The sequence below is a fragment of the Paraburkholderia sediminicola genome (assembly GCF_046027355.1).
Classification (GTDB): Bacteria; Pseudomonadota; Gammaproteobacteria; order Burkholderiales; family Burkholderiaceae; genus Paraburkholderia; species Paraburkholderia sediminicola_B.
The window spans coordinates 17597-38322 of the sequence record NZ_JAQQEK010000054.1; the positions used below are offsets into that span (position 1 = coordinate 17597).

The 20726-nt window shown below is 61.5% G+C and carries 17 protein-coding genes; 10 read left to right on the forward strand and 7 right to left on the reverse strand.

The window, feature by feature from the left end:
* The first annotated feature begins 19 nt into the window (after window positions 1–19).
* The 3 genes from PQR42_RS42920 (at window position 20) to PQR42_RS42930 (ending at window position 1424) form a co-directional block, all read left to right on the forward strand.
* Window positions 20–508 (forward strand): MgtC/SapB family protein, encoded by a 489-nt coding sequence (locus PQR42_RS42920; protein ID WP_408205674.1) that lies wholly within the window; start codon window positions 20–22, stop codon window positions 506–508.
* Window positions 509–613: 105 nt separating this feature from the next.
* Window positions 614–1075 carry an SRPBCC family protein gene (locus PQR42_RS42925; protein WP_408392597.1) on the forward strand — a complete coding sequence of 154 codons (462 nt, stop codon included), beginning with the start codon at window positions 614–616 and terminating at the stop codon, window positions 1073–1075.
* Complete coding sequence (locus PQR42_RS42930; protein WP_408205672.1) at window positions 1059–1424, forward strand: ArsR/SmtB family transcription factor; 366 nt, start codon at window positions 1059–1061, stop codon at window positions 1422–1424. Before PQR42_RS42925 ends, PQR42_RS42930 begins: the two co-directional genes overlap by 17 nt.
* Before the next feature lie 22 nt (window positions 1425–1446).
* On the opposite strand, the gene PQR42_RS42935 is transcribed toward PQR42_RS42930, so the two are convergent.
* The 3 genes from PQR42_RS42935 to PQR42_RS42945 all read right to left on the reverse strand — a co-directional run bounded on the left by PQR42_RS42935 (window position 1447) and on the right by PQR42_RS42945 (window position 4730).
* Window positions 1447–2337 (reverse strand): nucleotidyl transferase AbiEii/AbiGii toxin family protein, encoded by an 891-nt coding sequence (locus PQR42_RS42935; protein ID WP_408392599.1) that lies wholly within the window; start codon window positions 2335–2337, stop codon window positions 1447–1449.
* On the reverse strand, window positions 2315–3373 hold the full coding sequence (locus tag PQR42_RS42940; RefSeq protein WP_408205670.1) for a type IV toxin-antitoxin system AbiEi family antitoxin: 1059 nt from the start codon (window positions 3371–3373) through the stop codon (window positions 2315–2317). The genes PQR42_RS42935 and PQR42_RS42940 overlap by 23 nt, the downstream gene beginning before the upstream one ends.
* Window positions 3374–3563: 190 nt before the next feature.
* Window positions 3564–4730 (reverse strand): porin, encoded by a 1167-nt coding sequence (locus PQR42_RS42945; RefSeq protein WP_408205703.1) that lies wholly within the window; start codon window positions 4728–4730, stop codon window positions 3564–3566.
* 285 nt (window positions 4731–5015) lie between these two features.
* On the opposite strand from PQR42_RS42945, the gene aldA reads away from it, so the two are divergent.
* From aldA to PQR42_RS42965, 4 genes are all read left to right on the forward strand, one after another.
* Window positions 5016–6452, forward strand: a complete 1437-nt coding sequence (aldA, locus tag PQR42_RS42950; RefSeq protein WP_408392601.1) for an aldehyde dehydrogenase — start codon at window positions 5016–5018, stop codon at window positions 6450–6452.
* A gap of 152 nt (window positions 6453–6604) precedes the next feature.
* Window positions 6605–7927, forward strand: coding sequence for an MFS transporter (locus PQR42_RS42955; RefSeq protein WP_408392604.1), 1323 nt, complete (start codon window positions 6605–6607; stop codon window positions 7925–7927).
* Window positions 7928–9145, forward strand: a complete 1218-nt coding sequence (locus tag PQR42_RS42960) for a mandelate racemase/muconate lactonizing enzyme family protein (protein ID WP_408392607.1) — start codon at window positions 7928–7930, stop codon at window positions 9143–9145.
* A gap of 71 nt (window positions 9146–9216) precedes the next feature.
* On the forward strand, window positions 9217–10878 hold the full coding sequence (locus PQR42_RS42965) for a GMC family oxidoreductase (protein WP_408205666.1): 1662 nt from the start codon (window positions 9217–9219) through the stop codon (window positions 10876–10878).
* Window positions 10879–10888: 10 nt separating this feature from the next.
* Here PQR42_RS42965 and PQR42_RS42970 read toward each other — a convergent pair whose 3' ends face one another.
* The 4 genes from PQR42_RS42970 to PQR42_RS42985 form a co-directional block, all read right to left on the reverse strand.
* Window positions 10889–11824: a LysR substrate-binding domain-containing protein gene (locus PQR42_RS42970; protein ID WP_408392610.1), complete on the reverse strand. Its 936-nt coding sequence runs from the start codon at window positions 11822–11824 to the stop codon at window positions 10889–10891.
* A 121-nt stretch (window positions 11825–11945) separates the two neighbouring features.
* Entirely contained in the window at window positions 11946–13424 is a 1479-nt protein-coding gene (styD, locus tag PQR42_RS42975; protein ID WP_408392613.1) for a phenylacetaldehyde dehydrogenase StyD, read from the reverse strand.
* 36 nt (window positions 13425–13460) lie between these two features.
* Entirely contained in the window at window positions 13461–14468 is a 1008-nt protein-coding gene (locus PQR42_RS42980; RefSeq protein WP_408392615.1) for a hypothetical protein, read from the reverse strand.
* A complete protein-coding gene (locus tag PQR42_RS42985) occupies window positions 14449–16434 on the reverse strand; it encodes a primary-amine oxidase (protein WP_408392618.1) in 1986 nt (661 codons plus the stop codon). The genes PQR42_RS42980 and PQR42_RS42985 overlap by 20 nt, the downstream gene beginning before the upstream one ends.
* 198 nt (window positions 16435–16632) lie before the next feature.
* On the opposite strand from PQR42_RS42985, the gene PQR42_RS42990 reads away from it, so the two are divergent.
* From PQR42_RS42990 to PQR42_RS43000, 3 genes are all read left to right on the forward strand, one after another.
* Entirely contained in the window at window positions 16633–17637 is a 1005-nt protein-coding gene (locus PQR42_RS42990; RefSeq protein ID WP_408392621.1) for an AraC family transcriptional regulator, read from the forward strand.
* A 283-nt stretch (window positions 17638–17920) separates the two neighbouring features.
* A complete protein-coding gene (locus PQR42_RS42995; RefSeq protein WP_408392623.1) occupies window positions 17921–19372 on the forward strand; it encodes an APC family permease in 1452 nt (483 codons plus the stop codon).
* Window positions 19373–19418: 46 nt separating this feature from the next.
* On the forward strand, window positions 19419–20633 hold the full coding sequence (locus PQR42_RS43000) for a porin (protein ID WP_408392625.1): 1215 nt from the start codon (window positions 19419–19421) through the stop codon (window positions 20631–20633).
* Window positions 20634–20726: the final 93 nt, after the last annotated feature.

A 20726-nucleotide genomic window follows, 5' to 3' on the forward strand; every position in this document is an offset into this window, starting at 1 on the left:
GGAACGTCGGGCAAATGTAATGGACAACTGGTGGCACGTGGTGTGGGCAACCGCCCGGGCAGAATTCTCCGATCTCGGCAGCGCGGCTGACGTCACGCAGGTCCTGATGCGCCTCGGACTCGCGTTGATACTCGGCGGCATACTCGGTTTCGAACGCGAGATGTCACGGCGCGATGCCGGCATGCGCACGCACATGATGGTGTCGGTCGGGGCGGCCTTGTTCGTGGTCGTGCCGCTGCAGGCCGGTTTCTCGCAGGACAACATGAGCCGGGTGTTGCAAGGACTCGTGTCCGGTGTCGGTTTTCTGGGCGCGGGCGCCATCATCAAGCTCAGCGCCGAGCGCGAGGTGCGCGGCCTGACGACGGCGGCAAGCCTGTGGCTGAGCGCGGGCGTCGGCGTGGCGGCGGGGCTCGGTCGCGAGGCCACGGCGATTCTCAGCGTGGTGATCGCGCTCGCCATTCTGTCGAGCGCGCGCCTGTTCAAAAGTCGCGAATCGCAAGAGAAGTAGCGCAACGGCGGGCTCTCGAATCTACGAAAAACCGCCGTGAAAACATGCAGGCAAATACTTGCATGTTGGTCATGCCGCTCCTAATATGCAGACAGGAGGTTGCATATGAACACATCGACCGATCGCATCGAAAAACAGATTCTGCTGAAGGCGCCGCGCTCGCGGGTCTGGCGCGCGTTGTCCAATGCCGAGGAATTCGGCAACTGGTTCGGCGTGAATCTCACCGGCAAACAGTTCGTGGCCGGCCAATCCGTGCAGGGCAATATTACCTATCCGGGCTACGAGTATCTCGTCATGGATGTGCATGTCGAGCGCGTCGAGCCCGAGCATCACCTGTCGTGGCGCTGGCATCCGGCCGCGGTGGACGTCGCGGTGGACTATTCGCCGGAGCCGACTACCCTGGTCGTCTTCGAACTGATCGAGGTCGAGTCGGGCACCTTGTTACGCGTAGTCGAGTCGGGCTTTGATCAGCTTCCTGCCGGCCGCCGCGAAGAAGCGTTCCGTATGAATAACGGCGGATGGGAAGAACAGATGGCCAACATCGAACAGCATGTCACCAAGGGTTAAGAAGGCGTTTGGCGGAGCGGATCTGAAGGCGTCGGTGCTGCGCAGTTCCGCGCCGATTTTCGCGGCGCTTGGTGATGAGACACGTCTGCGCCTGGTCGCCGTATTGTGCGCGGGCAGCGCAATGTCGATCGCGCAACTGACTGCGGGAACGGACATCACGCGGCAGTCCGTCACGCAGCATTTGCAGGTGCTCGCCAACGCGGGTCTCGTGCGCGACGTCAAGGTGGGGCGTGAGCGCTTGTGGGCGTTCGAGCCCGTCCATCTCGACGAAGCGCGCCGCGCGCTCGACGCGATCTCGCGGCAGTGGGATCACGCGTTGTCGAGGTTGAAGGCGGCGGTGGAGGAGTGAGGGCGCATGGGCCGTCACCCGGTCAAGCCTGGTCTCTGAAACCCGTGCGAAAAGCGTTGAATGCGGATTCGATGAAATCCGGCGTCGGCTCGAAAAGCCGGGCACGGTGGCCCATCATGTGTTCGAGAATACGCGGATAGTCTTGCTCGAACGCGAGCACCTGCTCGATCGCTGCACGGGTTGGCACCGAGGCGATTTTCGCGGCGTCACGTCCCAGCAGGGCGGCGCCGGCGAACTCCAGTTGATGTCCGTATTGCTCGACGAGTTCGTAGTGCTCCTCGTAAAGGCGCGCGTGGTTGCCGGCGGCTGCGTAGTTGCCGAGCAGGAAAAGCAGATCGAGCGCGTCCTTTCTGTCGACCGTATGGCGATCGTGCCACGCGATGATTTTCAGCATCGCCTGGCTTGGCAAGGAGGCGACGGGCACAACCAGATCCGGCGCGAGCCGCACTGCGACGGCGTCGGTGAGCGCCTCGGCAAAACCGGCCACGTTCATGCGTATGGCCTGATCCGGCGGCCATGCGATTTCGCTCGGCGCCGTTTTGCCTTGACCTTCCTCGACTCCGCCGAAAGGCACGATGTCGAGCCACATCAACTCGCCGTTGCTTGGGGAGCGGTAGTACAGCCGGTGTGCCTCGCCGCGTTGCTCGAACGAGCCGCCGGCGACCAGCGCCGCCTTCAGCGCGGCGTGGCCGGACCAGCTTGCCACGTCGACACCGATATCGACATCGGCGGTGGCGCGTGTGGTCTGGATGCCGTGCACATGGGTCAGCACGATGTCGCGCGCGGTGGCGCCGCCAACGAACCAGTCGACGTTCAACGCGTTTGCCGTCTCTGCGACGTGCCGCAACAGTTCGACGACGAGCGCCGGCAGCGACTGGTCGCCGCGTAAATCAAGTAGCGAGGTATTGTTCACGGAGCATCCGGGCAGTTTCGAGGTTGCGGGAATCGCCGGTTGCGATCAGGTCGGCATAGACCAGCACGGGATGCGCGACCGACGGCGGCACTTCCGGCGTTTGGCTGGAGGAATCCGGTGTTGCAGAAGGGGCGAATGGAATGGGCGAGCTCAACACTTCCACCTCGCCGCTTGGATCGAGTCGCAGGCGGGCTTCGATCAGCCATTTGCGGGGCAGCGCGTGCTCGCAATACAGTGTCACGGTGGCTGGCTTGAGATAACCGGTGAGAAGCGTGGCTGCGACTTCACCCCCGAACCTGCAGTGCTCTGCCTGCGGGTCGATGTTGCGCCACCATGCCGGGTCGGCAGCCTGATAGCGGTTTACGAATAGTTGATTGCGCAGCCGGGAAGGGTAAAGCGCAGCCCATTCGTCGAGCGTGCGTGCCGGGTCGGCCAACACGTAGCGGTCCTTGCGCTGAACGATGTCGCCTCGTTCGAGCAGATCGCGAAATGTCGACTGTGCTGTGCCGAGACTGACCCCCGCACGTTGGGCGATTGCGCGTTGGCCCGCGTTGACGAGCGGTCCCTCGCAGAGCAGAGCGAACACCACCTTCATGCCCTTGGCCGTCCAGGCACGGTCCTTGATGCGGCTTGCCATGCCGGTGCGCTTCTCGCCGGAAATCATGATCAGATTGCCGGCGCTTTGCATGATGGCGTTGCCTGACATGTCGAACGCGTCCAGGCCCAATTCCCGGCAGTGCCGAAGCATATTGGGCGACAGATAGGGGGTGACCACCACGAACGGATCGTCGGCGCGAATGTGCGCGGTGGATTTGATCGCGGCCAGCGTGGCGAAGCGGTCCACGTTGTCCACCAGCAGCACCGGACGTGACCAGTTGCTGTGCGGGGATGCCTGAAACTGGATCTTCGCCGCGTAGTGCGTGCGGGGTGGCGGTCGGAGGATTTTTGTGGACACACCGGTCGCTGCGGAAAACGCCGCAGCGGCGGCATCTACCGTTGGATCGGGCACGAACGACGGCGGTGATTGACGTGGCATGGTCCACCTCTGTTCAAGTTTTGTCAGTGTATACGTAACGTGAACAGTCTGCAAAAATTGAACACTGATGCGGCAGCACAGCAGTGTTCAAAAAAAACTGCCGTATACGTAACGTGAACAAAGAAAAAATCTGAACGATCCCACGAGGCTGGCGTCACTACAACATTCGTGTGCGCCGGCGCCCAACCGCTTAAAACTTATGCCGCAGCGCAACCCGAACAGCGACCTGCGTGCCCGTCGACGACGGCGCCTGCACACCCGGAATGAACGCGTCGTCGAGAATCGAGTGAGTCGAATCGCCCGCGACCTTCTGATACTCGCCCTGCAGATACACGTCAGTACGCTTCGACAGGTTGTAATCCGCCATCAAGCCGACCGAGTGGATCTTCGGCTTCACGTTGCCTGACGACGCATCGTAGTTTTCCATCGTGTACACGTACTGAGCGCCGACGAAGAACGCCGGTGTGAACTGGTATTTGCCGTTCACTTCGAAGTTCTGATACTTCAGCGTATTCAAGGTCACGCCCGGCGCGGCCAGCGGAATGCCGATATAGCCGTTGCCGGTCGGATTCCTGTAGCTCGAGTTGGTGTAGGCAAAACCGGCCGTCGCCGAACCGAAGGTGTAGTTGATGCCACCGCCGAACACCCGCATGCGTCCGGCGATAAAACTCGCGTCGTTCGCGGTGATCGCGCCGGTCGAACCCACGCCGGGATTGTCCGCCTGCATATAGGCCGCGGCGACCAGCAGGCCGCCGTTCGCATACTGCCCACCGAAGCTATAAGCGCGGTTGTTCGCGAAGTTGGTATCGTTGCTGAAGCTGTACACGCCGCCGAACTGGAAGCCCGCCATCTCCGGGCTCGCGTACTTCACGCTATTGCCGAGGCGAAACGAGTTGTCGGTGTTGTCGTTGTCATACGGATGCGCGAACAGGTAGCCGGCCCAGTTGCCGTTGGCTGTAGTCTGCGCGAGGTAATCGACCACCGAATCGTACTGGCGACCGAGCGTGACCGTGCCGAAACGGCCGTCGCTCAGTCCCACGTAGGCCTGGCGGCCGAACATGCGGCCGCCCTGGCCGAGCCGTCCCGAACTCACGTCGAAGCCGTTTTCCAGTTGAAACACGGCCTTCAGCCCGCCGCCCAGATCCTCCGAACCCTTCATACCCCAGCGGCTGCCTTGCGCATAGCCGCTCGCCATTTCCCAGACCGCGCCGTGCCCCGCGTTGTTGGTGTAGTCGATGCCTTCGTCGAGCACGCCGTACAGCGTCACGCTGCTTTGAGCAAAGGCCGGGGACGCCGCCAGCGAAGTAAATGACGTGAGCGCCGTGAATGCGGCGGTGGCAATGCGGTTCTTTTTCATCATGAGCTCCAGACCTTGGTAGTGAGCGGGCCGAACGTTTCGGACGAACCCAAGTGCGTTCGACGCCCGCTGCTTTTTGGCAAAGCCCGGATTCTGCTATTCGAGACGCGAATCGCGTATGAGGCACATCCCTGGATAAACATGATTTTTTCGAATGTTCGTCACGCGAATTATTCGCTTGTGGCCGGCCGTGCCCCGGAGAAAAATTCCGTTCATGCACCTTTGGCATGCAAGCCATAGCCGAGGGCAATGCGTTTTTCGCACCATGCTTTTCAGGAGACGACCATGCGACTCGACAGGAATTTTGCTAACGGCCGGTTCATCGACCCCGTGACTGACACCGCTAGCAGCGAGCTCATCGCCGTCTACAACCCGGCCACCGAGGCCGTTATCGCCCATGTCACGGGCGCCACCGAGGCCGAAGCCATCGCCGCGGTCGACGCCGCCGCCGTCGCGCAAAAGAGCTGGCGCAAGCTGCCGTCGGCCGAGCGCGCGGCGTATCTCCACAAGCTCGCTGATGCATTGGCCGAATGCGCGCCCGCCATCGGCGCGGCGCTCGCGCTGGAGTCGGGCAAGAGCGTCGCCGACGCCACCAACGAGGCGATCTACGCTGGCCAGATCACCCGTTATCACGCGGAGTGGGCGCGCCGCATCGAAGGCGAGGTGATTCCGAGCGACACGCCTGACGAAAACCTCGTGTTGCATCGCGAGCCGATCGGCGTGGTCGCGTGTCTGATACCGTTCAACTACCCCGTCTATACGTTCATGCGCAAAGTGGCGCCGGCGCTGATCGCTGGCAACACCGTGGTAGTGCGCCCGAGCAACAACACGCCGACTTCCGCATTCGAAATCGCCAAGGCGGTGGAGAAGGCCGGCTTGCCCGCGGGTGTGGTGAACATTCTCGCGATGAACCACGCCACCGCGGAAGCACTCTGCACGCATCCCAAGGTCGGCATGATCACGCTGACGGGCAGCGTCGGCGCGGGCCGCAAGGTGCTCGACTACTGCAAGGCGAACATCGCGAAGCCGTCGCTCGAACTGGGCGGCAAGACGCCCGCGATCATCGAGGCCGATGCCGATCTCGAGAAAGCCGCGCGCGACCTGGTCGCTTCCAAGACCACGCATTGCGGCCAGTTGTGCACGGCGATCGAACGGGTCTACGTCCAGGAAAGCGTGCATGACCGCTTCGTCGCGCTGCTGAAAAAGCATATGAGCGCAGTGGAAAGCGGCGATCGCAGCGAGCAGCCGTCGCTGATGGGGCCGCTCGTCAACGAGGCGTCGCGCCAGTCGATTCACGCGATGGTGGAACGCGCGGTGGCAGCGGGCGCCACGCTCGAAACCGGCGGCAAGCTGCCGCAAGGCAAAGGCTTCTTCTACCCGGCCACCTTGCTGTCGAACTGCCGTCAGGACATGGAAATCATCCAGGAAGAAACCTTCGGTCCGATCATGCCGGTCGTCAAATACCGCACGCTCGATGAAGCGCTGGAGATGGCCAACGACCATCAATTCGGTCTCTCGTCGGTGCTGTATACGGAGAACTATCGCGCTGCGATGAAGATCGCCAACGGCATCGAAGCCGGCGAGCTGTATGTGAACCGTACGCCCGCCGATCCATATCAGGGCTTCCATGCCGGCTGGAAACGCTCGGGCCTCGGTGGCGACGATGGCAAACACGGCATGCTCGAATTCACCCAGACCCGTCTCGTGGTCATGAAGTACTGAAGCTGAACCGGCACGCGCCGCATGTTGAAACTTCGGCGTGTGCCTCCCTTGCAACCTGAAAAGCGCAGCAAATCCGCTGCCAATCCATAACAAAACATATTGGAGACCGGGCGGCCCGATGGGCTGGCGCTGTGTCTCTGAGGAGCGCTCACGTGTCATCTCAACCTGTCCGAACCGACGCTTCGCTCGCTTTAAGCGACGAGCAGGCCGCCCTGCAAAACAGCAAGGCGCAACGCTATGTCCAGCTCATCCTGCTGGTGATCGCCGCCGGCGCGATCTATCCGATTCTGTATCTGCGGCAGGTGTATCAGCCGACGATGCTCGAAGTGTTCCACATCACCGATAGCCAGCTCGGCTATCTGTATTCGTCGCTCGGCACGATTTTTCTGCTGAGTTATCTGCCGAGCGGCTGGCTCGCGGACCGGATCGCGCCGCGTTTGCTGATCTGCTTTTCGCTGATCGCCACCGGCGTGCTCGGGCTGTGGTATTCGACCGCGCCGTCGTTCCCGATGTTGATGATGATCTTCGGCGGCTGGGGTTTGTCGACCGGCCTGACGTTCTGGGCAGCGGTCATCAAACGCGTGACGATGATTGCGGGCACGCATGAGCAGGGCCGTTTCTTCGGCTTGCTCGACGGCGGGCGCGGCCTGATCGAAGCCATGCTCGCGACCATCGCGATCACGCTGTTCGCATGGATGACGCAGACCAAGGCCGAACCGGTCGCGGCCGGTTTCAAGCTGGTGATCTACATGTACGCGTTTCTTTGCATTGCGCTCGGCGTCGTGCTCGCGCTCGTCAAGGACCCGCAGGGCACCGATGACGCGGCCGCCAATCGCGCCGCACGCCAACGCAACAACGTGCTGGTCGACCTGAAAACACTCGCGAAGATTCCCGAACTGTGGCTGGTCGCCGCCATCGTGTTTTGCGGCTACCAGGTGTTCTGGGCGACCTACAGCTTCTCCGCCTATCTGCATGAAGGCGAGATCGGCCTGACGGTCGTGATGGCCGGCACGATCACCACGCTCAAGCTGTGGATGCGGCCTATCGGCGGCATCGGCGGCGGCTTTCTCGGCGACCGCTATTCGAAGGTGTCGGTGCTTGTGATCGCGCTCTTTCTCGCCGCGCTGTCGCTGGTGGGCCTGATGGCGGCGCCGCGTATCTCGAGCCACGCGCTGCTGGTGTTCCTCGTGCTGTTCATCGGCATTCTGACTTACGCGATTCGCGGCTTGTACTGGTCGCTGCTGGATCGCTGCAATATTCCGGTGACCACGATGGGTCTCGCGATCGGCCTGATCTCCGTGCTCGGTTATTCGCCGGACGTGTTCCTGCCGCTCATCAACGGCTATCTGACGCAGACGTTCCCCGGCGTCTTCGGCTACCAGCTCTACTTCGGCTATGTGGCCGTCATGGCGGCGCTCGGCGGCTTTGCCGGGCTCGCGCTGAGAAACATGCTCAATAGAAAAGAGGTTGCGTAAATGAAAGTCGTCACGCTCGAAACGCATATCGTCGCCGTACCGCCGCCGCATGTGGGCGGCATGTACTGGATCTTCGTCAAGCTCAAGACCGATTGCGGAATTGAAGGCGTCGGCGAAATCTATTCGGCGACGTTTCATCCGAAAGCGATGACCCACATCATCGACGATGTATTCGGCCGCTATCTGCTCGACAAGGACCCGCATCACATCGAGCGGCTCTGGCGCGAAGCGTATTCGAGCGGTTTCACGCAACGCCCCGATCTGACGATGATGGGCGTGGTCAGCGGCCTGGAAATGGCGTGCTGGGACATCATCGGCAAGGCGGCCGGCAAGCCGGTGTACGAGTTGCTGGGCGGCATGGTGAATCAGCGCCTGCGTTCGTACACGTACCTGTATCCGAAGAACAGCCGCGGCGAATACGACTACGACGATCCCGATCTCGCCGCCGAATGCGCGCTTGAAAACGTCAAGCGCGGCTTCACGGCGGTGAAGTTCGATCCGGCCGGACCGTACACCGCGTACTCGGGCCATCAGTTGTCGATGGAAGTGCTGGACCGTTGCGAGACGTTCTGCCGCCGTGTGCGTGAAGCGGTGGGCAGCAAGGCCGATCTGCTGTTTGGCACGCATGGGCAGATGGTGCCTTCGTCGGCGATCCGGCTTGCGAAACGCCTCGAAAAATACGATCCACTGTGGTTCGAAGAGCCGGTGCCGCCGGGCCAGGAAGGTGCGATGGCGCAGGTCGCGCAGCACACCAGCATTCCGATTGCCGCTGGCGAGCGTCTCACCACCAAGTACGAATTCTTCAAACTGCTCGAAGCGGGCGCCGCGTCGATTCTGCAACTGAACGTGGCGCGTGTGGGCGGCCTGCTCGAAGCGAAGAAAGTCGCGACGCTGGCCGAGGTGTACTACGCGCAGATCGCGCCGCATCTGTACAACGGGCCGATCGGCGCGGCGGCCAGCATCCAGCTCGCGACTTGCACGCCGAACTTCCTGATTCAGGAAAGCATTGGCACGTGGGACGGTTTTCATGCGGCCGTGCTGAAGAAGCCGATTCAATGGGAAGACGGTTACATCATTCCGTCGCAGGAACCGGGTCTCGGCGTCGAACTGAACATGGAAGTCGTCAGGCAGCACACGCCGTACACCGGCGAGCGTCTGCATCTGCAGATGGCGGCGCAACCGGCCGACGTGAAAGACCTCGCGCCGGCCAAGGGTTGAGGGCGGTTTGCATCTGGCGGGTTTCACCACTACGCTTTCAATGGATTGAGCGCCGTCTGGCGACATAGAGCATGAACTACGATTACATCATCGTCGGCGCGGGTTCGGCGGGCTGCATTCTCGCCAACCGCCTGTCGGCGTCGGGCCAATATTCGGTGCTGCTGCTCGAAGCGGGCGGCAAGGACAGCTCGTTCTGGTTCAAGATTCCGGTGGGTTTCACCAAGACGTACTACAACGAAACCTATAACTGGATGTACTACAGCGAGCCCGAAAAGGAACTCGACAACCGGCCGATTTATTGTCCGCGTGGCAAGGTGCAAGGCGGCTCCGGCTCGATCAACGCGATGATCTATGTGCGTGGCCAGCCGCATGACTTCGACGATTGGGCCGCCGCCGGCAACACGGGCTGGGCGTTTCGCGACGTGTTGCCGTACTTCCGCAAGCTCGAATCGCATCCGCTCGGCAACACGGAATATCACGGCGCCGACGGCCCGATCCGCATCTCGCCGATGAAAGATGCGGTGCATCCGATCTGCCATGTGTTCCTGAAAGGCTGCGATCAGGCAGGCTATCAGCGCAGCGACGACTTCAACGGCGCCCAATTCGAAGGCGCCGGCATCTATGACGTGAATACGCGTAACGGCCAGCGCTCGTCGAGCAGCTTCGAGTATCTGCATCCGGTGCTGTCGCGCAAGAACCTGACCGTCGAGCGCGACGTGCTGGCAAGCCGCGTTCTATTCGACGGCAACCAACGCGCGATCGGCGTGAGCGTCACGCAGAACGGCGTTACGCGGCAATTCATGGCGACGCGTGAAGTGATCCTGTCGGCGGGCGCGGTCGATTCGCCGAAGCTGCTGCAACTCTCCGGCGTGGGCGACAGCGCATTGCTGGCGAAGCATCGCATTGCGATGGTCAAGGAACTGCCCGCCGTGGGCCGGAATCTGCAGGACCATTTGTGCGTGAGCTTCTACTATCGCGCGAACATGAAGACGCTGAACGACGAGATGCGGCCGCTGCTCGGCAAGCTCAAGCTCGGTCTGCAATATCTGCTGACGCGCAAGGGACCGCTCGCGATGAGCGTGAACCAATCGGGTGGGTTCTTCAAAGGCAACGATCAGCAAACGCAACCGAATCTGCAGTTGTACTTCAATCCGCTCTCGTACCGGATTCCGAAGAGCAACAAGGCGAATCTCGAACCTGAACCGTACTCGGGCTTTCTGCTGGCGTTCAATCCATGCCGGCCGACCAGCCGCGGTTCGATCGAAATCGCGTCGAATCGCGCCGAGGACGCCGCGAAGATCCGCATCAACGCGCTGACCACGGAGAAGGACATCGACGAAGTGATCCAGGGTTGCGAACTGGTGCGCAAGGTGATGGCGTCGCCAGCGCTGAAGGCGATCACGGTCGAGGAAATCTCGCCGGGACCGCAGGTGAATACGCGCGAAGGTTTCCTACAGTACTTCCGCGAGCAATCGGGTTCGATCTATCACCTGTGCGGTTCGTGCGCGATGGGCGACGATCCGCGCACCTCGGTGGTGGATGCGCGTTTGCGGGTGCATGGCATTGTTGGCTTGCGCGTGGTCGATGCGTCGATCTTTCCGAATATCACGTCGGGCAATATCAATGCGCCGACCATGATGGTGGCGGAGAAGGGCGCCGACATGATTCTCGAGGACGCGGCAAGCGAAGTTGCGTATCGGCCCGCGGCAGCGGAGATGGCTGCTGCTGCTTGATGGTTTAGCCTCAACCCGCGTCGCTCAACGGCGCGGACTCCGACGCATCGAGCGCTCGTCCGCTCAACCAGATTTCCTGTTGCAGCCAGTCGCGGAACAGCGCGACATGCGGTAGTTCATCCTGCTCCGCGCGCGTGACGAGCCAGTACGACTGATGCCCGTCCACGTGCACATTCAGCACCTGCACGAGCTGGCCCTCGGCCAGTTCGCGCGCGATCATATGACGGTCGGCGATGGTCACGCCGAGTCCGTCAATGGCCGCGCGAATCGCATGATCGAGCAGATCGAATTCATAACCACCACGCGTATCCACGTTTTCTATCCCCGCCGCCTTCAGCCAATGCTGCCAGGTCAGATAGCGCTGATCGGCGCTCGCCAGCACGTGCAACAGCGTGAACTGATTCAGGTCGATCGCCGCACGGCCCGCCTGACGCGCGAGCAACGCGGGCGAACAGACGGCGATATGCCGCTCGCTCATCAACAGGCGGTTGTCGACACCTTCCCACTCGCCATTGCCGAAGCGGATCGCGCAGTCGAGCACACCGGATTCCGCGAGGTTGTCGTCGACGCGGGTCGACAGACTCAGTTCGAGTTGCGGATGCGCATCGCGAAGGCGGCCGAGGCGCGGCATCAGCCAGCGGCTCGTGAAGGTGGGAGGCGCGTTGATACGCAAGCGGTTGCGATGGGTTTTTTCTTGCAGGCCACGAACCGTGAGTTCGATACGGTCGAACGATTGCTGCAGCGCTTGCAGAAGAATGCGGCCGGCGGCCGACAGTTCGAGATGGTGATGATGACGCTGCAGCAGGGTCTCGCCCAATTGCGCCTCGAGTTGCCGAACCTGCCGGCTAACCGCGCTTTGCGTGACGTTGAGCAGCTCCGCGGCGCGGGTGAAGCTGCCCGTGCGGCCGGCGACTTCGAAGGCTTTCAGCGCATTCAGCGCGGGCATTTTGCGTTTCAAGATGTTCGACCGGAAGGTAAGGCGCGGTGGCGCGATGTCCCGGTATTTTACTGGTTTGCCTGCACGGCGCGGCGCCTTGCTTGTGACGCACCGCGCAGGCATCACAGCGCTAGTAAGCGATACAGATCGACTTGCTCTCCGTATACGAGTCGATAATCGCTTTGCCGTGTTCGCGGCCGATGCCGGAAGCCTTGAAGCCGCCGAACGGCATGGCCGGGTCGACCATGTTGTGCGTGTTGACCCATACCGTTCCGGCCTCGATGCCGTCCACGAGCCGCAGTGCCTTGTCGAGCTGGTTGGTCCAGACGCTCGCGCCGAGTCCGTACTCGGACGCGTTCGCCTGAGCCAGCACTTCATCGAGGTCGTCATAGGGCATGGCGACCAGCACGGGACCGAACACTTCTTCCTTGACGACGGAAAGCGGTTTGCAGGCGCGATTGGCGATTACCGTCGGACGCACGAAGTAGCCGTCGCTTTCCACGCGCGCATCGCGTGACAGAATCTCGCCACCCTCGTCCTTGCCTTGCGCGATCATGCCGGCCACCTTGTCGCGGTGCCGCGCGGAGACCATCGGGCCCATCTGCGTCGCCGCGTCGAAACCGGAGCCGAGCGTGATGCCGTCGGCGACGGCGGCAATGCCTTGCACGACTTCGTCATAGATCGAGCGCGCGACATACAGACGCGAGCCCGCCGTGCAGACCTGGCCGTGGTTGAAGAAGATCGCGCCGGCAGCGCCTTCGATCGCCTTGCGCGGATCGCAATCGTCGAGCACGATCACGGGGCTCTTGCCGCCCAATTCGAGCGACGCGCGCTTCAGATCGTCCGCGCATTGACGGCCGATGATGCGTCCGACCTCGGTCGATCCCGTGAACGTCACCTTGTTCACCAGCGGATGCCGCACGAGTGCCGCGCCGGCGGTTTCGCCACGACCTGTGACCACGTTGAATACGCCGGCAGGGAAGCCCGCTTCGTGCGCGAGTTCGGCGAGACGGATGGCCGTCAGCGGGGTTTCTTCGGCGGGTTTGAGCACCACGGTGCAACCGCAGGCCAGCGCCGGGGCGATTTTCCACACCGCCATCAGCAGCGGGAAATTCCACGGCACGATCGCGGCGACCACGCCGGCCGGCACGCGTTTGGTCGACGCGTTGTAGCGCGTGCCCGGCGGGAAGGGAATCGACAGATCGAAGGTGGTGCCTTCAATCTTGGTCGCCCAGCCGGCCATATAACGCAGCCATTGGACGCTGCCCGCCACTTCCAGCATCTTCGAGAAGCCGATGAGCTTGCCTTGATTCAGCGTTTCCAGCGTGGCGAGTTCGTCGCTGTGCCGCTCGACGAGGTCGGCCAGTTTGAGCAGCAGGCCCTCGCGAACGGCCGGCGGCATTCTGCGCCATGCGTCGGATTCGAAGGCCGCCTTCGAGGTTCTGACTGCGTGATCGATGTCGGCTTCCGAGGCGTCAGGGATCTGCGCGATTTCTTCTGCGGTGGCGGGGTTGAAGACCGCAAAGGTTTTGCCTGCGGCGCTGCCGGTTTTTTCGCCGTTGATGAACATGGTGTGCGGCAATGCGGCCGCTAGCTTGTGTTCGGTCATGTGGTTCGTCTCCGTTGAGGTTGAGTGGCCGTGGCGCTAGCCGGAAGGGTTCGCCTGATGGCGGTATGGACTTGGGCGAAGGTGGATGCGTTGCCTTGCACGCCAATGTGTTGCTAACGACGCGGCGCAGATCACGTTCGCTGTCGCGCTTAGTGCATACAGCACGACGAATCCATCGCCGAAAAAGTAGGGTGTGGTCGATAACGCCGCGCCCAGCACCATGCCGACGTGATGCGCGACGCCGGGGCAGCTCGCGCTCAATACGCTGCTAGAGTTGCCGCGCAAGTTCACGAGCGCCGGGATCGTCAAGCAGTCGAGCACCAGAAAGATCGCTGCCACGAGCGGTGCGAGCGTGGGATTGTCGTTCGCCGCGAGCGTGCCGATCAGCGCCGCACGCGTGACATACAACGCCATCAGCATGCGATTGCCGCGCGAGTGATCGGCGATGAAAGCCAGCGCGCAGACCGCGGCAAGCGAAAGCGCGATGTGCCAGACCGGCTGTGCGCCGCTCACGCCGCAAATCGCAAAGAGCTGAAAGCGGGCGAGACTGCCGCTCGACAGTCCCGCAAGCAAGGCGAGCAGAGCCGTTGCGCCTGAAGGAGTCGCCGCCTTGACCGAGCGGGAGTCGTGCGTGTTGCTGCGATCCACGTCATGACGCGATTCGGCGTCGCCGCGCAACCGGTAGAACAACATGCCGACGCCCGTTGCGATCATCAGCACGGCAACAGCGACGCCGTGCGCAGAATCATTCAGATACGCCGGCACGCTATTCATCGCGCTGATCGTCACGATGAGCGTCGCGGCGCTTGTCAGCATAGTGGCTTGGCCCGACGAGCGCGACATCAGCAGCGGCACGCTCATCATGGCCGCCAGCATCAGCGCGCTCATCCACAGCGCGGTGGCGTGCCGACCGAGGCCGGCCTGCATCAACAGCGCCGCACCGCCGCTCGCGAGGCACACGCATGCCGCACTCGCGCACAGCGTGGTCGCGAGAGTGGCGTGCCGTGCGCGAGGCACGATCGGATCAGTGCTTGCAGCAGCCATGATCCGTGGACTTGCCGTCTTCGACGCTGTTCAGATCACGCTCGGCCGGCAAGTCCATCGTCGGGTTGGCCGAGAAGAAGTTGTTTGGCTTGAGCATGAAGCCGGCGTACTCCACCGGCATCACCGGAAAGTCCTCGGGCTTGCACACGTGCGTGTGGCCGAAGCTGTGCCACAGCACGACGTCTTCGTTCTCGATGTTGCGGTTCGCCTCGATATAACGCGGCAGGCCGTCGCCGCCCGAATGCTGATTCGGATAATCGCCGCTCGCATAGCGCTCAGCCGGATCGAACGGCGTGACCCACACGTGACGCGTGGCAAAGCCGCCGCGCTGACGCACCTTCGAACGTTCGTCGGCCAGCATCAGCGGCGAGTCGTTCACGACCAGCTTGTAGCCCGGATTCGCGCCTACGGCATTCTTCACGTTCGGGTTGCTGACCTTCCAGTAGCGGCCGGTGCCGCCGTTTGCCAGACGTGCGGCTTCGCTTTCCGTCTTCAACACGCGTTTGGTCGTATCGAACACATTGCCGTACGGATTGTTCTCGCCCATCGGACGCGGCACGAATTCGTGTTCGGTCACCGTGTTGCGCTCGCCGTCCACCATCATGTGCATGCGCGCGTTGAAGAAGTGCTGGTGCGTCGGGCCGCCGAGGTTTTCCGTGATCATGCCGCCCCACGGATAGGTGTCGCCGTCGGCCACCGCCGAGGTCTGCACGATGCCGGTCAGCTTGCATTCGAGCTGGATCGTGCCGTCCTGATACAAATACCAGTAGAAGCCGTAGTCGTAATTGCCGACCGTCGCGAAGAACGAAATCACGAGGCGTCGCGAGCGGCGCATTTCGAATACGCCAGTGCGGAATTCATAGTGCTTCCACAGCGTGCCGTAGTCTTCCTCGTGCATGCAGACGGCGTTCTTCATCACGAACGCGTTGCCGAAATCGTCCGCGGACGGAATGTCGAAATAGCGGATCGTGCCGAGGCAATCGCAACCGAGTTCGAGCTGGTTCGCCAGTTTGCCGAGACCGTATTCGCCGGCGTCGAACGCGCTTTTCCAGTAGTGGTTCGTACTCGGGTCGGAGTAGGGCACGCACATTTCCGTGACGCTCGCACGGTAGATGATTGGGCGCGTGCTCTTGCCGTCGTCCCACGACAGTTGATGCAGCACCAGCCCTTCGCGCGGCGTAAAGCCGACGCGGAAGTTCCAGTTCTGCCAGTTCACGTGCCAGCCGTCGATGGTGAAGCTAGGGCCGTCGGGCTGGTTGATCGACAGCGGTTTGAGCGTGCTGCGCGGCTCGCCGAGGCTCGGCGTGTCGTAGTTGTGCTTGGCGCGCGGAATCGGAATGATGCGGCCGTCGTCCACCAGTTCGATCACTTTCTTTTCGAGCAGATCGACCACGGCGAGCACGCCTTCGATCGGATGCGCGTAGCCGTTGTCGGTCAGGGTCTCGCGGTAGTAGCTCACGCAACGCACCAGACGCCGGCCGTTCTCGTTCTCGCGATCGAAACAGCCTGCCGAGAACGGATCGACCTGCACGCGTTCCAGATCTTTTTCGCTGAGGCCGCGCTTCATGACGGCCACGCGCCACGCTTCATCGCTCTTGACGATCTGTTCCGCGTTCATGAAGTCGTCGATCATGATGGGCGGCTGACCGTAGGGCGCTTCGGCGAACGGCATGACGCGGCGCGCGGCGATTTTCTTTTCTCTCAGGTCCACCTCGAATTCGATCGTCGCGCCATTTGTACGATCGATTGCGAGCACGAAGGCCGTGCGCGAGAAATATTCGCCGGTCTTGAATGCCACCACTTCGGCTTTCGGCGGCTCGCGCAATTCGACCATCGGAAAACGCGCGTGCGAATCGAGTTTTTCGGCGGCCTTCACGAGGTCGCACGCGAGCTGCATTTCTGCGCCGCTCAGCGGATCGAGCGGATGAACGGGGGCGTGAGCGGCTTTCGTGGCATTCGTGTTCATAAGATTCCCGTAAGGAGTTGCTGGACCGGACAGCGTGCTCGCGAGGCAAATGAGGCGTAGCGAACGCTGAGTCGATGGCAAATCGTAGGAACCCAATAATATTTTCGCGCTTGCTTATCGCGCCAAATGAACGATAAAGTGCGCCAAGAGGAATGATACGAGCCACCATCAGCGAAGACTGGAGAGGAGACGCTCAACATGAAAAAAGTCACGCTCAACGGCAGTTTCCCGATGATCCGCGCCGCGGTCATGGGACCGGTTGTGCGCGCACTCGATGCATCGGGCGCGCAATGCGACGCGCTGCTGGAGGAGTTCGGCATGAGCCGCAAGCTCCTGTCGAATCCGTATGAAATCCTGCCGCTCACGCGCTACGTGGCGGCGTTCGAGCGTGCCGCCGAGGTGCTCGGCGAGCCTGCACTTGGCTTGCGCCTCGGCAGTGAATTGCAATTGACGGAGCTCGGGCCGGCGGGCCTCGTGTTTCTGTCGTCGCCCACATTGAATGCGGCGCTGCGCAAGTTCACGCTCGCGCTCGCGTCGTGGCAGAACACCACGACCTGCGAATTGCTGCGCGACGACGAATGGCCGATCTGGACCTACCAGATCGCCAGTTCGCAAATCTGGCCGCGCCGGCAGGATGCGGAATACAGCCTCTCGACCATGTGCCATATGGTCCGCCTCGTGCGCGGCGCCGCGTGGAATCCGGTCGAAGTGCATTTCGAGCACGCCGCGCCCGCGGACCTCAAACCCTATGCGCGCATTTTTCGTGTGCCGGTGCGCTTTCAGAAGCCTTTCAATGGCGTGATTCTGCGTCCTCAGGATCTCGACGCTTCGCTCAAAAGCGCCGACACGCAAATGGCGCGCATGATGGAGCGCCACGCCACCGATCTGATCGCGCGCGATGCGATGCCGCACAGCATCGTCGAGCAGGTTCGCGATCTGGTGACGCGGCGGCTCGCGCACGAAAAGCTGATCGTCGCCGACATCGCGAAGGATCTCGGTCTCTCGCATCGTTCGTTGCAACGGCACCTCGCGCAGGAGGGCACGTCGGTGCGGCAGATATTGCGCGAGGAGCGGCAGCGCAGCGTCGAAGGATTGCTCGAACGGGAAGAGCTCACCAATGCGGCGATCGCACGCGCCGTCGGTTATGCCGATGCCACAGTCTTGTGGCGCGCCACGCGCAACTGGAAAAAAAATAACGCATGACGTCAGCGCATTTTCTTTCAGTCTGAAAGTATTGCGTGGCTTTACCCGTGCCGCGCAAGAATAGTTCAGGTTCCTAAGTATTCACTGCAAACCGCTGAATTTTGGCTTCCACGCGCATTGGCGCAAATTATCGAAAATTTGGCGCGGTTCGCGAAGTCGCTTTATTTTTTAGCTACCTACCATGCGCTCACACCGAAGCATCGGAGATCGGTCAACCGAGCGTCTGGATCAGCAGTGCGGGGTTCAGGCGAGTCCCAGACTAGCCAACACAAAAGAGGCAGCGATGAGTGAACCCTATTCTCCGACCCGAGCGGTCGACGCGGAGAACCCCGTGGAATTGAAAGGCAATACGCTGGGCCTATGGCAGATCGTGTTCCTCGTGATTTCGGCGGCCGCGCCGCTGACCGGCATGCTCGGCGCGGTGCCGCCTGCGATCAGTCTGGGCAACGGCGCGGGCATTCCGGGTGCGTTCGTGATTGCCGGCTTGGTGCTGCTGATTTTCAGCGTGGGCTTTGCGTCGATGAGCCGACACGTGGTGCGGGCCGGCGCGTTTTACGCGTATATCACCGCCGGACTCGGGCGGCCGTTGGGCATGGCCGGGGCGCTCGTCGCGCTGATGTCATACACGTTCATCCAGATCGCGCTGTACGGACTGTTTGGATTTTTCTGTACGGTGATCCTCTCGCCGCTCTTGCATACCGCGATGCCTTGGTACGGGTATTCGCTCATTTGCGTCGCCGTGGTGCAATTCACGGGCATTCGCGGCATCGATCTGAATAGCCGCCTGCTCGGCGTGTTGATGTGCCTCGAACTGGGCATTCTGCTGGTGCTCGCAATCGCGATCGTCGTGCACGGCGGTGGACCGAACGGCCTCACGCTCGCGCCGTTCACGCCGCAGCATGTGTTCAGCGGCCACCTCGGCATTGCGGTGATGTTCGCCTTTGCCTCGTTCATCGGCTTCGAAGCGACCGCGATCTACGGCAAGGAATGCCGCGATCCGAAAGTGACGGTGCCGCGCGCCACGTACGTATCCGTGATGCTGATTCTCGTGTTCTTCGCCTTCGTCACGTGGACCATTGTCTGCGCGTACGGCCTCGCCGATGTGGTCACCGTCGCGACCAAACAGCCGGGCGATTTCTGGTTCATTCAGTCCGGCAAATATCTGGGCGGCGCGGTGACGACGGTGATGAGCTTCCTGCTGCTCAGCAGTATCTTCGCGAGTCTCCTGTCGTTTCATAACACGCTGGTGCGTTATATCCATGCGCTGAGTCTTGAAGGCATCCTGCCGCAAGCACTCAACCGTGTGCATGAGAAATATCGTTCGCCGTATGTGGCGAGCTATCTGCAGACGCTCTCGGTGTGCGTGCTGCTCGGCCTCTTTATCGCGGCGGGCAGCGACGTGTTCAACATCGTGTTCAGTTGGAGTTCGGCGCTCGGCACGATCGGCATTGTGATGTTGCAGGCGGTGACGAGTTTTTCGGTGATCGCGTTCTTCCGCAAGACGCGCAAGGACACGCGCGTATGGCACTCGTTCGTCGCGCCGCTAGTGGGTGGTTTGGGCCTGCTGTATATCGGTGTGATTCTGGTGCGCAACCTCGATGCGCTCAGCGGCTCCGATAGTCCGATCGTCAAATCCTTTCCCTGGATCGTGTTCACGGTGGCGCTTGTCGGCGTGGTGATCGGTCTCATCCTGCGCAAGAAGCGCCCGGATATCTACGCACGCTTCGGCCAGTAAGCGAACCGCGCGACAACCACCTACCTCACTTCTCGACAAGACAATCATGGCAGACACTTTCGTCAAGCGCTCGGCGCTTGCGCTGGCCGCGTTCGGCCTTTCGATGGGCGCGCACGCGCAATCTTCGGTGACGCTTTACGGCACGGTCGACGCCGGCCTCGTCTACACGAGCAACCAGCAGACGACGCTGGCCGACGGCAGCACCAACGGACACGCGAACTATCAACTGGCGGGCGGCAACCTGGTGCCGTCGCGTTGGGGCTTGATGGGCACGGAGGATATCGGCGGGGGGACGACGGTTAACTTCGCGTTGGAGAACAGCTTTCTGATCGGCAGCGGTGTGATGCTGCAATCGAATACGCTATTCAATCGCAATGCGTGGGTCGGTGTGAACAACTCGACCTATGGCGCGCTGACGTTCGGCCGTCAATACGATCCGTTCTCGGACTACATGGGTGCGTATGCATCGAGTAATAACTGGGCGACGCTGTACGGTTCGCATTTCGGCGACGTCGACAATCTGAACGAGGCGTTCAACTTCAACAATTCGATCAAGTACATCAGTCCGAGTTTTGGTGGTTTGACTGTTGGGGGATTGTTCAGCCTTGGCGGCGTGGCGGGGAATTTTTCGCAGAACAAGGGCTGGGCGCTGGCGGCGAATTACGCGCAGGGGCCGTTATCGTTGAGCGCGGGGTATCTGGAGTTGAATCAGCCGTTGCAGGCGGCGTTGGGGGGCACGAGTGGCTATATCGGCGACTTCAGTTGTGCGAATGCGGACGCGTCGTATTGTTTGTTGCAGGATGCGAGCAAGGTGCGGATTTTTGGGGCAGGGGGTTCGTATTCGTTCGGCAAGGCGAATGTGGCGGTGACGTATACGCATACGCGGTTGTCGCAGAGTCAGTATTTTGCGAGTGCGGCCCGGCCTGGTGGCGCCGATGTGTCGTTTGATATTGCCGAGTTGAATACCACCTATGCGCTCGCGCCGGATTTGCAGCTTGGGTTGGCTTATATTTTCAATGATGTTAAGCCGAGTGGGAGTGGGTCTACCCGGGTGCATCAGGTCAATCTTGGAGCGGTGTATAGCTTGTCGAAGCGGACCGCTGTTTATGCGGTGGCGATTGGGCAGAAGTCTTCTGGAGCTGGGTTAGGGGTTGATCCCGTGACCGGGGCGACGGAGAACCTGGCGCAGATTCCGAATGTGGTTAATTCGGATTCGGATCGGCAGGTTTCTGTGGTTTTGGGGTTGCGGCATAATTTTTGAGGTTTTTTTTTAGAGGGCTTGGTTTGGCTGTGTTCTTTGCGTGTTGGCCTTTCCTTGCTTTGTTAGTGGTCTATTAGCGTTGCCCCTGTGCGG

Coding starts and splice junctions, on each gene's coding strand:
- PQR42_RS43000 (WP_408392625.1), top strand. CDS start 19,419: ATGGCAGACACTTTCGTCAAGCGCTCGGCGCTTGCGCTGGCCGCGTTC.
- PQR42_RS42985 (WP_408392618.1), bottom strand. CDS start 16,434: ATGAACACGAATGCCACGAAAGCCGCTCACGCCCCCGTTCATCCGCTC.
- PQR42_RS42995 (WP_408392623.1), top strand. CDS start 17,921: ATGAGTGAACCCTATTCTCCGACCCGAGCGGTCGACGCGGAGAACCCC.
- styD (WP_408392613.1), bottom strand. CDS start 13,424: ATGACCGAACACAAGCTAGCGGCCGCATTGCCGCACACCATGTTCATC.
- aldA (WP_408392601.1), top strand. CDS start 5,016: ATGCGACTCGACAGGAATTTTGCTAACGGCCGGTTCATCGACCCCGTG.
- PQR42_RS42920 (WP_408205674.1), top strand. CDS start 20: ATGGACAACTGGTGGCACGTGGTGTGGGCAACCGCCCGGGCAGAATTC.
- PQR42_RS42960 (WP_408392607.1), top strand. CDS start 7,928: ATGAAAGTCGTCACGCTCGAAACGCATATCGTCGCCGTACCGCCGCCG.
- PQR42_RS42980 (WP_408392615.1), bottom strand. CDS start 14,468: ATGGCTGCTGCAAGCACTGATCCGATCGTGCCTCGCGCACGGCACGCC.
- PQR42_RS42990 (WP_408392621.1), top strand. CDS start 16,633: ATGAAAAAAGTCACGCTCAACGGCAGTTTCCCGATGATCCGCGCCGCG.
- PQR42_RS42970 (WP_408392610.1), bottom strand. CDS start 11,824: ATGCCCGCGCTGAATGCGCTGAAAGCCTTCGAAGTCGCCGGCCGCACG.
- PQR42_RS42965 (WP_408205666.1), top strand. CDS start 9,217: ATGAACTACGATTACATCATCGTCGGCGCGGGTTCGGCGGGCTGCATT.
- PQR42_RS42945 (WP_408205703.1), bottom strand. CDS start 4,730: ATGAAAAAGAACCGCATTGCCACCGCCGCATTCACGGCGCTCACGTCA.
- PQR42_RS42930 (WP_408205672.1), top strand. CDS start 1,059: ATGTCACCAAGGGTTAAGAAGGCGTTTGGCGGAGCGGATCTGAAGGCG.
- PQR42_RS42925 (WP_408392597.1), top strand. CDS start 614: ATGAACACATCGACCGATCGCATCGAAAAACAGATTCTGCTGAAGGCG.
- PQR42_RS42940 (WP_408205670.1), bottom strand. CDS start 3,373: ATGCCACGTCAATCACCGCCGTCGTTCGTGCCCGATCCAACGGTAGAT.